11 protein-coding genes and 1 tRNA gene are annotated in these 12,325 nt (G+C 62.1%); 5 read left to right on the forward strand and 7 right to left on the reverse strand.

All coding sequences use genetic code 11. The annotated features are described in order from the left end of the window. The first annotated feature begins 46 nt into the window (after window positions 1–46). From AC27VU_RS24890 to AC27VU_RS24905, 4 genes are all read left to right on the forward strand, one after another. The gene (locus tag AC27VU_RS24890) at window positions 47–994 is read left to right on the forward strand and encodes a dihydrodipicolinate synthase family protein (protein ID WP_041072540.1); all 948 of its coding nucleotides are present in this window, start codon (window positions 47–49) and stop codon (window positions 992–994) included. 58 nt (window positions 995–1,052) lie between these two features. Next, window positions 1,053–2,630, forward strand: a complete 1,578-nt coding sequence (locus AC27VU_RS24895) for an aldehyde dehydrogenase (NADP(+)) (protein WP_488725125.1) — start codon at window positions 1,053–1,055, stop codon at window positions 2,628–2,630. A gap of 2 nt (window positions 2,631–2,632) precedes the next feature. Next, entirely contained in the window at window positions 2,633–3,898 is a 1,266-nt protein-coding gene (locus tag AC27VU_RS24900; RefSeq protein ID WP_488725126.1) for an NAD(P)/FAD-dependent oxidoreductase, read from the forward strand. A 68-nt stretch (window positions 3,899–3,966) separates the two neighbouring features. After that, on the forward strand, window positions 3,967–4,935 hold the full coding sequence (locus tag AC27VU_RS24905) for a Dyp-type peroxidase (protein WP_488725127.1): 969 nt from the start codon (window positions 3,967–3,969) through the stop codon (window positions 4,933–4,935). 27 nt (window positions 4,936–4,962) lie between these two features. Here the strand turns inward: AC27VU_RS24905 and AC27VU_RS24910 are convergent, their stop codons facing one another. From AC27VU_RS24910 to mug, 5 genes are all read right to left on the reverse strand, one after another. Beyond that, on the reverse strand, window positions 4,963–6,951 hold the full coding sequence (locus tag AC27VU_RS24910) for a peptidase U32 family protein (protein ID WP_096796873.1): 1,989 nt from the start codon (window positions 6,949–6,951) through the stop codon (window positions 4,963–4,965). A gap of 629 nt (window positions 6,952–7,580) precedes the next feature. Further along, window positions 7,581–7,961: a RidA family protein gene (locus AC27VU_RS24915; RefSeq protein ID WP_003224376.1), complete on the reverse strand. Its 381-nt coding sequence runs from the start codon at window positions 7,959–7,961 to the stop codon at window positions 7,581–7,583. Window positions 7,962–8,132: 171 nt separating this feature from the next. Further along, a tRNA-Gln gene (locus tag AC27VU_RS24920) sits at window positions 8,133–8,207 on the reverse strand. A gap of 137 nt (window positions 8,208–8,344) precedes the next feature. Continuing rightward, entirely contained in the window at window positions 8,345–8,728 is a 384-nt protein-coding gene (locus tag AC27VU_RS24925) for a DUF1801 domain-containing protein (RefSeq protein WP_488725128.1), read from the reverse strand. 72 nt (window positions 8,729–8,800) lie between these two features. Continuing rightward, entirely contained in the window at window positions 8,801–9,319 is a 519-nt protein-coding gene (gene mug, locus AC27VU_RS24930) for a G/U mismatch-specific DNA glycosylase (RefSeq protein WP_488725129.1), read from the reverse strand. Between the two features lie 87 nt (window positions 9,320–9,406). Here mug and AC27VU_RS24935 point away from each other — a divergent pair, with 87 nt between their 5' ends. Continuing rightward, the gene (locus AC27VU_RS24935; protein ID WP_488725130.1) at window positions 9,407–10,351 is read left to right on the forward strand and encodes a LysR family transcriptional regulator; all 945 of its coding nucleotides are present in this window, start codon (window positions 9,407–9,409) and stop codon (window positions 10,349–10,351) included. A gap of 45 nt (window positions 10,352–10,396) precedes the next feature. Here AC27VU_RS24935 and AC27VU_RS24940 read toward each other — a convergent pair whose 3' ends face one another. Together AC27VU_RS24940 and AC27VU_RS24945 are read right to left on the reverse strand one after the other, a co-directional pair. After that, window positions 10,397–10,648, reverse strand: coding sequence for a DUF2790 domain-containing protein (locus AC27VU_RS24940; protein ID WP_488725131.1), 252 nt, complete (start codon window positions 10,646–10,648; stop codon window positions 10,397–10,399). Between the two features lie 367 nt (window positions 10,649–11,015). Further along, window positions 11,016–12,284, reverse strand: a complete 1,269-nt coding sequence (locus AC27VU_RS24945) for a DUF1479 domain-containing protein (protein WP_488725132.1) — start codon at window positions 12,282–12,284, stop codon at window positions 11,016–11,018. Between the last annotated feature and the right edge of the window lie 41 nt (window positions 12,285–12,325).

Below are 12,325 nucleotides of genomic sequence, written 5' to 3' on the forward strand. Positions count from 1 at the left end.
CCCGCTTTTCTACCGATCCGAATGAATGTCCCGAGGAGCTACAACAATGAGCGATAACATCTTCACTGGCTGCATTCCCGCGCTGATGACCCCGTGCACCGCCGCGCGCAAACCTGACTTTGACGCCCTGGTGGCCAAGGGTCGCGAGCTGATCGATATCGGCATGAGCGCCGTCGTCTACTGCGGCTCGATGGGCGACTGGCCGCTGCTGACCGAGGCCGAGCGTCAGGAAGGCGTAGCGCGTCTGGTGGCCGCCGGGGTTCCTACCATCGTCGGCACTGGCGCGGTCAACAGCCGTGAAGCGGTATCCCACGCTGCACATGCGGCGAAAGTCGGCGCCCATGGCCTGATGGTGATTCCACGCGTCTTGTCCCGTGGTGCCTCGGCCACCGCGCAAAAAGCTCACTTCGCCGCGATCCTCAACGCCGCGCCGAACCTGCCGGCAGTGATCTACAACAGCCCTTACTACGGCTTCGCCACCCGCGCCGAGCTGTTCTTCGAACTGCGCCGTGAACACCCGAACCTGATCGGCTTCAAGGAGTTCGGCGGTGGCGCCGATTTGCGCTACGCCGCCGAAAACATCACCTCGCAGGACGATGCCGTGACCCTGATGGTCGGCGTCGATACGCAAGTGGTGCACGGTTTCGTCAACTGCAACGCCACCGGCGCGATCACCGGTATCGGCAACGCCCTGCCCCGCGAAGTGCTGCAACTGGTGGCGCTGAGCAAGCAAGCGGCCAAGGGCGACGCCAAGGCCCGGCGTCTGGCGCGCGAACTGGAAGCGGCGCTGGCAGTGCTGTCGTCGTTCGATGAAGGCTGCGACCTGGTGCTGTATTACAAGCACCTGATGGTGCTCAACGGCGACCGCGAATACGCCCTGCATTTCAACGAAACCGACGCCTTGAGCGATGCCCAGCGCCGTTACGCCGAGACCCAGTACGCGCTGTTCCGCCAGTGGTACAAAAACTGGTCCGCCGAACAGAACCTCGCCTGACCGCAGTCCCTGCCCCGGTGTGATGCCGGGGCTTCACCTTTTTTATCAAGGAAGCGCCATGACTCTGACAGGCCACATGCTGATCGGCGGCCAAGCCATTGCCGGCAGCCGTGAAGCGATCCGCGCGATCAATCCCGCCACTGACGCGGTGCTGGAACCGGCCTATGCCGGGGGCAGCAGCGAGCATGTCGAACAGGCCTGCACACTGGCGTGGCAAGCGTTTGATCGTTATCGCGAGACCTCCCTCAACGCTCGCGCCGAATTTCTCGAAACCATCGCCAATGAGATCGAAGCCCTTGGCGATGCGCTGATCGACCGTGCCGTGGCCGAAACCGGCCTGCCACGCGCCCGCATCCAGGGCGAACGCGGACGCACTTGCGGGCAACTGCGCACCTTTGCCCGCACCGTGCGTGTTGGCGAGTGGCTGGACGTTCGCGTCGATCAATCACAACCCCAGCGCCAGCCGCTGCCACGTTCTGATTTGCGCCAGCGGCAGATCGCGCTGGGGCCAGTGGCGGTGTTCGGCGCCAGCAACTTTCCGCTGGCGTTCTCGGTGGCGGGCGGCGACACCGCTTCGGCACTCGCCGCCGGTTGCCCGGTGATCGTCAAGGCGCACAGCGCGCATCCCGGCACCAGTGAACTGGTCGGCCAGGCGCTGACGCGTGCAGTGAAAAAATCGGGTTTGCCCGACGGCGTGTTCTCGCTGCTGTTCGGTTCCGGCAACGAGGTCGGCATCGCCCTGGTCAGCGATCCGCGCATCAAGGCGGTGGGCTTCACCGGCTCGCGCAGTGGCGGTCTCGCCCTGAGTAAAACGGCACAGGCACGGCCCGAGCCGATTCCGGTGTACGCGGAAATGAGTTCGATCAATCCGGTGCTGCTGTTTCCCGCAGCGCTTGCCGCACGCGGTGAGGCGTTGGCGCAGGGTTTTGTCGCCTCGCTGACTCAGGGCGCCGGGCAGTTCTGCACCAATCCCGGGCTGGTCATTGCTCGCCAAGGGACGGCACTGGACGCTTTCATCGCAGCGGCCGCCGAGCTGATCCAGCGCAGTCCCGCGCAGACCATGCTCACGCCGGGAATCTTCCGCGCCTATGAAACTGGCGTCGGCGCGCTGGCCGAACATCCGCAAGCGCAACGCGTGGCCATCGGTCTAGCGGCTGAAGGGCCAAACCAGTGTCAGGCGCAGCTGTTCGTGACCCAGGCGCAGGACTTCCTCGCCGACGCACGCCTGCAAGGTGAAATCTTTGGTGCAGCATCACTGATCGTCCAGTGCGCCAACGACGATGAAATCCGTCAGGTCTGCGAACACCTCGAAGGCCAACTGACCGCCACCCTGCACCTGGATGACGCCGATCTGGATCGCGCCCGGGCCTTGTTGCCGACCCTGGAACGCAAGGCCGGACGCCTGCTGGTCAACGGCTGGCCGACCGGGGTCGAGGTGTGTGATGCGATGGTGCATGGCGGGCCGTTTCCGGCCACCTCGGATTCGCGCAGCACCTCGGTCGGTACGGCGGCGATTCTGCGTTTCCTGCGGCCGGTGTGTTATCAGGACTTCCCCGACAGCCTGTTGCCGCCGCCGCTGAAACAAGCGAATCCGCTGCAATTGCGGCGCTTGCTCGACGGTCAGAGGGAAGCCTGACCATGCCCGACAACCTCACAGCGGACAACGCCGATATCGCGGTGATCGGCGCCGGCATCATCGGCGTCGCCTGTGCCCTGCAGCTGGCGCGTCAGGGTCAGCGGGTGGTGGTCATCGACAAGCAGCCGCCCGGTCAGGGCGCCTCGTTTGGCAACGCCGGGCATCTGGCCACCGAGCAGGTGTTTCCGATTGCCGATGCGTCGATCCTCAAGCGTCTGCCAGCGATGCTGATGGACCCGATGGGGCCGCTGCGCCTGGACTGGAAGTACATGCCGCGCGCTGTGCCGTGGTTCAGCCGATTGTTGCTGAACCTGCGTCCGGCGCCGTTTCAGCGCACCGTGGCCGGTTTGCGCGCGCTCAACGAAAGCAGCCTCGATGCCTGGAAGCGCCTGTTGCAGAGCATCGCCCGCCCCGACCTGCTCAAGGAGGACGGCTCGCTGCTGGTGTTCGAGCGCGCCGAGTCGCGGCAAGCGATCGACGCCTTGCAGGCGCGCATGCGTCAGCAACAGGTGCCGGTGGATTTCTGGTCGGCCAGCGCCGTGCGAGAAAGCGCGCCGCAGCTCAGCGAACAGATTCAGGGCGGGTTGTTCTACCCGCGCACCGGGCATTTTCTCGACCCTTTCCGGGTGGTGTGTGAACTGGTGAGCGCGGCGAAAGCAGCCGGCGTGCAGTTCCTCCAACAAGAGGTGCAGGACGGCCAGTTGCAGGAGCATGGCGTGTCGCTGCGCACCGATCAGGGCCGTTTTACCACGCGACAGGTGCTGATTGCCTGCGGCGCGCACTCAGCGAAACTCACCGCCGCGCTGACCGGTAAACGCGTGCCGCTGGACACCGAGCGCGGCTATCACCTGATGTTGCCCCACGAGCACGAGCGCCTGCCGTTCGCCGTTACCTCGCTGGAGCGCAAGTTCATCATGACGCCGATGGCCGGCGGCTTGCGCCTGGCCGGTACCGTAGAGTTCGCCGGTCTGGAGCGCCCGCCGTTTATGGAACGCGCCTGGCAGTTGCATCGCTTGAGCAAGGGCTTGTTCCGCCGTGATTTGAACGCTGAAGACGCGACGCCGTGGATGGGCTTTCGTCCGTCGCTGCCGGACTCGCTGCCGATCATCGACAAGGTCTGCGACGGCAAGGTACTGCTCGCATTCGGTCATCAGCATCTGGGGCTGACTCAAGCGGCGGTGACTGCAGAGATGGTCGCGCATCTGGTATCACCCTCAGCGAACTCCGGCTTGCCGACACTGGATGCCTATCGACTCGGTCGCTTCTGAGATATCGATGAAACGTTTTTGGTTTCATACTGAGCGCCGACCTTGGCCCAGCGCATATGGAACCGACTATGACCTCATCAATGGATACCCAGACACCCGAGCCGCAAGCAATCTGCAACCCGATCACCAGCAGCGCGATCTTCATCGTCGCCACGCTGCTGCCCGGGAGCGACGCCGCCAGCCAGGTGCGCGGCTGGTGCGGCGACATCGCCGCCCTCACCCGTTCGGTTGGCAAACGCGTGCCCAGCGGTAACCTGTCGTGTGTCTGTGGGTTCAGCGCCAACGCCTGGGACGCCCTGTTCGGTAGTCCGCGCCCGGCTTCGCTGCATCCATTCCGCGAATTCGGCGTCGAGGGCCGCCGTGCTGTGGCGACCCCGGGCGACATCCTGCTGCACATCCGTGCCGATCAGATGGACCTGTGTTTCGAACTGACAACGCAGCTGTGCAGCGCACTCAATGGCGCGATCACCGTGGTGGATGAGGTGCAGGGTTTCCGCTACTTCGACATGCGCAGCATCATCGGTTTTGTCGATGGCACCGAGAACCCGGTGGGCCGCAAGGCAGACCACTTCACCCTGATCGGCAACGAAGACCCGGCGTTCGAATCCGGCAGTTATGTGCTGGTGCAGAAGTACCTGCACAAGATGGACGCTTGGAATGCCTTGAGCGTCGAAGCTCAGGAGAAGGTGATCGGCCGGACCAAACTGGCCGACATCGAATTGGGTGAAGAGGTGAAACCGAGCAATTCCCACAGCGCCCTGACCACCATCACCAAGGACGGCCAGGAGCAGAAAATCCTGCGCGACAACATGCCGTTCGGTCGTCCGGGGGCTGGCGAGTTCGGCACCTATTTCATCGGTTACGCGCGTTCGCCGGAACCGATCGAGCAGATGCTGGAGAACATGTTTGTCGGCAAACCCGTCGGCAACTACGACCGTTTGCTCGACTTCAGCACCGCAGTCACCGGGGGGTTGTTCTTTGTACCGTCAGCCGACCTGCTTGAGGAGCTGGCGGAGCGAGAGCCGGAGCAGGCGTGACACCGTAGCGCCACGCCCGCCCGTCACTCAGTGTGGCGCGCGCGGGATGGTTTTCAGCAGGTCTTCCGGGCTGATGTGGCCGACCACGCTGCCCGGTTGCGGCATGTTGAGGATGTGGCCTTTCATCTTGCCGATGATGTGCATCTCGCACGGCTTGCAGTCGAACTTCAGGGTCAGCACTTCGTCGCCGTGAATCAGCTGCATCGGCGCGACTTTGGTGCGCACGCCGGTCACGCCTTTGGCCTGTTTCGGGCACAGGTTGAACGAGAAACGCAGGCAGTGTTTGGTGATCATCACCGGCACTTCACCAGCCTCTTCGTGCGCCTCGTAGGCCGCATCGATCAGCTTCACGCCGTGACGGTGATAGAAGTCGCGCGCCTTCTGGTTGTAGACGTTGGCCAGGAACGACAGGTGCGACTCCGGGTACACCGGCGGCGGCGTGGTTTCAGCCTTGCGGCTGCCACGCGGATGCGCCGCGACACGGGCGGCGGTCAGCGCTTCGATCACTTCGCGGCGCAGGGCCTTGAGCTGCGAGTTCGGGATGAAGAACGCCTGCGGTGCATCGAGCTTGATGTCGGTGGCGTGGTACTGCGTGGTACCGAGCTGACCGAGCAGATCCTGCAATTGCTCCAGCGCCTGCTCCGGCTTGTTAGCGACACCGAACGGGCCGTTGAGGGTCACACTGGCGCTGATCCCCTCTTCACTGGTCGCGGTCACTTCCAGCTGTTCTTCACGCAGACGTGCGACCCAGCTCAATGCGATACGACGCTCGGCAGAGGTCTTCTGCAGCGCCTGTTGCCAGTTGTGGTCGAGGTTGCGGTTCAGCGGATGATTCGGCCGCAGCTTGTACAGGCCTTCGGGCATTTCGTTCGGCTCGACGCGGTAGCGATAGCGCTTCTCGCCGTCCTCTTCGAACTCGCCCTTCGGCTCGGCGATGTTGGCGCGGAAACCCACGACTTCACGCTTGACCAGCACGTTGAGGCCATCGCCGTTGGACAGCGGTTCCTGCGTCACCACCTGCATGTCACGCTTGCCGACTTTCTCGACGGTGCCCACTGGCAGGCCGGTGAAGGTCGGCGAGTCGAACGCGCCGATGTCGATCTTGCGATCGGTGACGAAGTAGTCGGTGCTGCCACGGTGGAAGGTCTTTTCCGGGTCCGGCAGGAAGAAGTGCGCGGTACGGCCGCTGGAAGCGCGGGCCAGGTCCGGGCGATCTTCGAGCACGTCGTCGAGGCGCTGGCGGTAATAGGCGGTGATGTTCTTCACATAGCCCATGTCCTTGTAGCGACCTTCGATCTTGAACGAGCGCACACCGGCCTCGACCAGCGCGCGGATGTTGGCGCTCTGGTTGTTGTCCTTCATCGACAGCAGGTGTTTTTCGTAGGCGATCACCCCACCCTTTTCGTCTTTCAGGGTGTACGGCAAACGGCAGGCCTGGGAGCAATCGCCACGGTTGGCGCTGCGCCCGGTCTGCGCGTGGGAAATGTTGCACTGCCCGGAGAACGCCACGCACAGCGCACCGTGAATGAAGAATTCGATGGCCGCATCGGTTTCGTCGGCGATGGCGCGGATTTCTTTCAGGTTCAGCTCGCGGGCCAGTACCAGTTGCGAGAAGCCGGCCTGATCGAGGAACTTCGCCCGCTCAAGGGTGCGGATGTCGGTCTGGGTACTGGCGTGTAGCTCGATCGGCGGGATGTCCAGTTCCATCACGCCCAGATCCTGGACGATCAGCGCGTCGACACCGGCATCGTACAACTGGTGGATCAGCTTGCGCGCTGGCTCCAGTTCGTTGTCGTGCAGGATGGTGTTGATGGTGGTGAAAATTCGCGCGTGATAACGGCGGGCAAATTCCACCAGCTCGGCGATTTCACTCACCTCGTTGCAGGCGTTGTGGCGCGCGCCGAAGCTCGGGCCACCGATGTACACGGCATCGGCGCCGTGCAGGATCGCCTCGCGGGCAATCGCCACGTCACGGGCGGGGCTGAGCAATTCCAGATGATGCTTGGGCAAGGACATAGTTTTTTTAGTCAGGCTGTCACGGTTAAGGCGCGCATTGTAGCCGCGAAACGCCCGAGCGGCACGCCTGTGCTGCCAAGTGGCAACTCACCCCGATTCTGTAGGAGCTGCGGCACGCTGCGATCTTTTGACTTTGATTTTCAAGATCAAAAGATCGCAGCCTCGTTGCACTCGTCAGCTCCTACAGAGGTTCTGGCGTTAGATCAGGCGATCGCTGCCAAACGGCAACTCACCCCGATTCTGTAGGAGCTGTGGCACGCTGCGATCTTTTGACTTTGATTTTCAAGATCAAAAGATCGCAGCCTCGTTGCACTCGTCAGCTCCTACAGAGGTTCTGGCATTACATCAGACGATCGCTGCCAAACGGCAACTCACCCCGATTCTGTAGGAGCTGCGGCACGCTGCGATCTTTTGACTTTGATTTTCAAGATCAAAAGATCGCAGCCTCGTTGCACTCGTCAGCGCCTACAGAGGTTCTGGCGTTAGATCAGGAGATCGCTGCCAAACGGCAACTCACCCTGCCTCTGTAGGAGCCGCGGCACGCTGCGATCTTTTGACTTTGATTTTCAAGATCAAAAGATCGCAGCCTCGTTGCACTCGTCAGCTCCTACAGAGGTTCTGGCGTTAGATCAGGCCTTGGCGGCCATTGCGGTGACTTCCACGCGCATGCCTTCCACCGCCAGCGACGCCACGCCCACAGCCGCGCGTACGGGCCATGGCTTGGCGAAGAAGCGCTTGTAGACTTCGTTGAACGCCGCGCGGTCGGCCATGTCGGTGAGGTAGATGGTCAGGTGCATGACCCGATCCATCGAACTGCCGGCCCGCTCCAGCGCTACTTTCAGCGCCTGCAGGGTGCATTCGCTTTGCAGGGTGATGTCGCCCAGCTCCAGGCTGCCGTCGGCGCGGGTCGGGATCTGGGTCGAAACCAGAATGCCGTTGAAACCGACAACGTCGGAGGAAATCGAATCTGCATCCGGATCAGGGGTGAAGCTGAGGTCTTGATTAGCCATGAAAGTCTCTTGTCTGGAGAGATTGAGGGTCGCCGGCCAACGACGCACCGGGACTTTTGCGCGGGCAGTTTACATCAGTCCCCGCTCCGGCTCAGGCCACTGTCGATGCCAGACCCAAATCGCGCGCATAAAAAAACGCCAGCCCTTTCGGACTGGCGTTTTTTCTGAATATGGCAGGGGCGGCTGGATTCGAACCAACGCATGGCAGGATCAAAACCTGCTGCCTTACCGCTTGGCGACGCCCCTGTATCTCAAGCTCTGTAACAAGCTCTGCGAGAATGGGCCGCAATTTACCAACCTTTTTTGGATCTGGGAAGCCCTGAATGCAAAAAAATTTGTTTTAAAACAGCCAGTTATTTCTGAGCCAAGGCAAACGCCGCGATTCACTTCGACAAATTCAACGCAATCGCCTCGCGAATCAGCGCTTTCAGGGCCTGCTCATCGACCGGGTCGCCCTCGTGAAAATCAATCGCCCGGCGGGTGTTGCCCTCAAGGCTGGCGTTGAACAACCCCGCCGGATCGGCCAGCGCCGCGCCTTTGGCGAAGGTCATCTTCACCGCCGCCTTGTAAGTCTCCCCGGTGCAAATGATCCCGCCCCGCGACCACACCGGAACGCCCCGCCACTTCCACTCCTCCACCACCTCGGGATCGGCCTGGCGAATGACCTTGCGAATCTCGCCGAGGATGGCGCCGCGCCAATCGGCGAGTTCGGCGATTCGAGCGTCGATCAGCGCCGAGGCGTCGATGTTTGGGTTTTCGGGCTTCATGGCGGGCGTCCTCCTCGGCGATTTGACTGCATCAATCGTAGCTGGCCAACCGAAAAACGCTGGACGCATGATTTACCCTCTAGCGATCAGGGACTCATGCAACTCCTGATATGCCGCGACCAGTTGCTCAAGGGAGAACGCCCGATTGCGCCCACTGGGATTGGGCAACACCCACACGTGCGCGCCACCAAAGGTCCTTGCCTGCGCCCCCCACGCCACCACCTTCTGCCCCGACAACGCCGCATAAGCAGCCTTGCCAAGAAACGCCACACAGCGCGGCGCATGGCAGCTGATTTTCTGCTCAAAGCCCAGGGCCGCAGCGGCGAACTCTTGCGCCGCCAACTGATCCGCCCGCGCCGTCGGCCGCTCGACCACCGCCGTCAACCCGCAGCCAAATTGCAGGATGCTTCGATCCTCCTCCGCCCGCACTTCATACGGGGTGAACCCGGCCTGATGCAAGGTGCGCCAGAAGCGATTCCCGCGCCCGGCAAAATGATGCCCCTGCGCCGCCGCGAGCAATCCCGGATTGATCCCGCAGAACACTACCGAAAGCCCCGGCGCCAGAATGTCTTCAAGCCCTTCACCCGCCATGCGCGCGCCCCTCGTTCGCAAACATTTGCAACACCACCCACGACAAACCCTAGAATGGCCATCCCAGCCACAGAGCCAACCACAACGATGGACGTCATTCAGACCCTGCGCTGCTTCGTCGCCGTGGCCCAGAGCGGCAGCTTCACCGCCGCGGCCGATGTACTCGACACCACCACGACCAACGTGTCCAAAGCCGTCTCCAACCTCGAAACCCGGCTGCACACACGCCTGATCAACCGCACCACCCGCCGCCTCGCCCTGACCGAAGCAGGTGTACGTTATTTGCAGCGCGCTGAAAAAATCCTCGATGACCTGCGCGAAGCCGACGAAGAAGCCGGCACCGCGCAGACTTTGCCGGTCGGGCGCCTGAAGATCCACGCCATGGCCGCCATCGGCAACCACTACGTGATCAATGCGATCGCCCGCTACCGCGAGATTCACCCGACGGTGATGTTCGACCTGACCCTGAGCAATCGCCTGCCCGACCTGCTCGAAGAAAGCTACGACATGTCCATCGTGCTAGCCCGCGACCTGCCCGATTCCGGCTTCGTCGCGCAACGCCTGGGCACCACTTACAGCATCCTTTGCGCCTCGCCGTCGTACCTGGCCAAACGCGGCCACCCCGCCACACCCGCCGACCTCGCCGCGCACGACTGCCTGCGCATCGTCAACACGGTGATGCCCGCAGAAAACTGGGTGTTCGAAGGGCCACAAGGCATGGAAACCCAGAATATCCCCGACTCGCCGTTCCACATCAACACCGCCGACGGCATGGCCACCGCGATCAGAAATGGCATGGGCATCGGCATTCAGCCGCTGGCATCAGCCGTCGAAGGATTGGTCGGCGGAACGCTGGTGCGGGTACTGCCGCAGTACCGCCTGGAGGAATACAACCTGTTCGCGATCTACCCGTCGCGCAAATTCGTCGACGCCAAAATCAAGACTTGGGTGGAGTTCCTGAAAACCGCCATCCCGCAACTGCTGGCATCCGATGAAGACATGGCTGGGGCCAAGCAACTCGCTGATGCTTAGTGCCGCAGACCTGGAGTGTCGACCCTCCAGCACCGGCATCGACCATTAACCGTTAGAGCAACCGCTGCCCATCACTTGGTATTGCACGACGTGTTGCGCGCCGGTTGAGTCGTCATAAGTCATCTGCACCGGCACCACGCCGCACTGATTGGCAGTGTCGGAGATCGACACCACGTGAGCAATGTCGAGTTGGCTGGCGGAGTTGTACGCCTCGACTTGTGCGGTTTCATCCGCCGCAAAGGCTTGCGCGCCAATACCGCCAAGGACCAGAAGAAGAGCGATTTTTGCAAGTTTCATGATGTTCACCGTCTCGTGGGGAACCGTGTTTGTTCACGGAGTGGAGACGATGTTAGGGGTTCAAGCGCACGGCAAAAATCGGTCGGCTGGACAAACACTGTGTCCAGAATGGTGATGAATAAGTCCAGGCACCGCGGGTGCCCTTTTCGCGAGCAGGCTCACTCCCACAGGTTTTGTGCCCGCCACCACATTCGCGAACACCGCAAGACCATTGTGGGAGCGAGCCTGCTCGCGAAGGCGCCAGCTCAGCCAACAAACTACCCGAGACCACCGCCAGCGATCAGACAACACAACACCCATGGCGAAAGTTTTAACGAAACATCGCACCGTCCGGAGGGGCCGCGAATCGGCCGCAATTTCCAAATACCTACTCCAGCCCAAGCCCCGCACGCCCCAACGGGTTCAGACTCTCCACAGCAAAACGCTCCACCCACGCCCGCTCATAATCCTCCCGCGGAAAATCATCCGGCGAAGCACCCCGCTCAAACGCCCTGAACACATCCCGCGCATAGCGCAGATTCTTCGCACACATCGGCGCCGCCGGCACGTACATCACGTTGCCCCAGCCCTGCTGATTCTCCACCGGCGCGACGCTATGGATCACATCGCAATGCCACCAAACCGAATCGCCGGCCTGCACATCCGGAATCGGACTCAGCCCCTCCACCAGCAACGGATGCCATTGCCGCGATACCGGCAGCACCTTGCCCGGCGCCACTCCACACAATTCGTCTTCTGGCACGTCATCGAGCAGCGGCCGCAGCAGAAGGTACGCCATCGCCTTGGGGATCGGCAGGGTGTGCAGCACGCCTTGATCGGCCTGCATATCCGACAGCGCAGTCCAGCCCTGAAACGTGCGAAACGCCGAACACTTCACCGTGTCCTTGTAGGCGTATTCATCGACCTCGGTACGAAACGCCGCATCCCACGGGTCGTAGGCCGCGAAGTCGTTGCTGTAGATTTTGTCGAAGACCTTCAGATACGCCGGATGCAGCCAGCGCTCCAGCGCCCCGGAATCGGTGTGCGGGCCAAGGCCTTTCGAGTGCGTGCCCGGCGGACGCCGACGTACCCGATCCGGATACAGCGCGTTGATGTCCGGATTGAACCACTCCTGACCGTGCGAATGAGTCTTCCACAACCGATTGAGAAACGCCTGCGCCGTGCCCATCCGCTCATGCTGACGCAACTGCATTTGCGCCGCCGACCAATAGATCGGAAAAATCTCCGGCCGCGAAGCCTCCAGGTTGCCAAAAAACTGGTCGACCGGCCCACGGTAAACCGCATCGAACCGGTTCCTGTCGAGGTAATCCAGCAAGCCCTGGTCCCACTGCAGCACCTGCTCGCGGGGGAAGTGATTGCGGATCACCACGCAACCGCGACGCTTGATCAAAGCCAACTGCTCGGCAGTCACTGTGCCAGCGGCGATATCAGCGAACTCCAGCACCGGCCAGCCCGACCCGGTCTGCACCTCCTGGGCTTTGACCGACGCAATCTCGCCGGCAATAAACTCACTGACCTCGGCGAACAGCCCCTGCACATCGCCAATCTGCGCGCGCAAGGTGCGTTTCATTTTGACGATACTGTCGCGGTAATTCTCCGGAAGCGTTGCGCTCTCGAATGCCTGGTATTTGCTCATCGTGGGACCTGCAGACCTTGTTGTGGGTGCAGGTATGGGAC

This window comes from Pseudomonas sp. 14P5.3.2 (assembly GCF_057799175.1).

Excerpts from the sequence above, each read along its gene's own strand:
- AC27VU_RS24905 (WP_488725127.1), top strand. The coding sequence starts at position 3,967 with ATGACCTCATCAATGGATACCCAGACACCCGAGCCGCAAGCAATCTGC.
- AC27VU_RS24940 (WP_488725131.1), bottom strand. The coding sequence starts at position 10,648 with ATGAAACTTGCAAAAATCGCTCTTCTTCTGGTCCTTGGCGGTATTGGC.
- AC27VU_RS24935 (WP_488725130.1), top strand. The coding sequence starts at position 9,407 with ATGGACGTCATTCAGACCCTGCGCTGCTTCGTCGCCGTGGCCCAGAGC.
- AC27VU_RS24925 (WP_488725128.1), bottom strand. The coding sequence starts at position 8,728 with ATGAAGCCCGAAAACCCAAACATCGACGCCTCGGCGCTGATCGACGCT.
- mug (WP_488725129.1), bottom strand. The coding sequence starts at position 9,319 with ATGGCGGGTGAAGGGCTTGAAGACATTCTGGCGCCGGGGCTTTCGGTA.
- AC27VU_RS24900 (WP_488725126.1), top strand. The coding sequence starts at position 2,633 with ATGCCCGACAACCTCACAGCGGACAACGCCGATATCGCGGTGATCGGC.
- AC27VU_RS24915 (WP_003224376.1), bottom strand. The coding sequence starts at position 7,961 with ATGGCTAATCAAGACCTCAGCTTCACCCCTGATCCGGATGCAGATTCG.
- AC27VU_RS24910 (WP_096796873.1), bottom strand. The coding sequence starts at position 6,951 with ATGTCCTTGCCCAAGCATCATCTGGAATTGCTCAGCCCCGCCCGTGAC.
- AC27VU_RS24945 (WP_488725132.1), bottom strand. The coding sequence starts at position 12,284 with ATGAGCAAATACCAGGCATTCGAGAGCGCAACGCTTCCGGAGAATTAC.
- AC27VU_RS24895 (WP_488725125.1), top strand. The coding sequence starts at position 1,053 with ATGACTCTGACAGGCCACATGCTGATCGGCGGCCAAGCCATTGCCGGC.
- AC27VU_RS24890 (WP_041072540.1), top strand. The coding sequence starts at position 47 with ATGAGCGATAACATCTTCACTGGCTGCATTCCCGCGCTGATGACCCCG.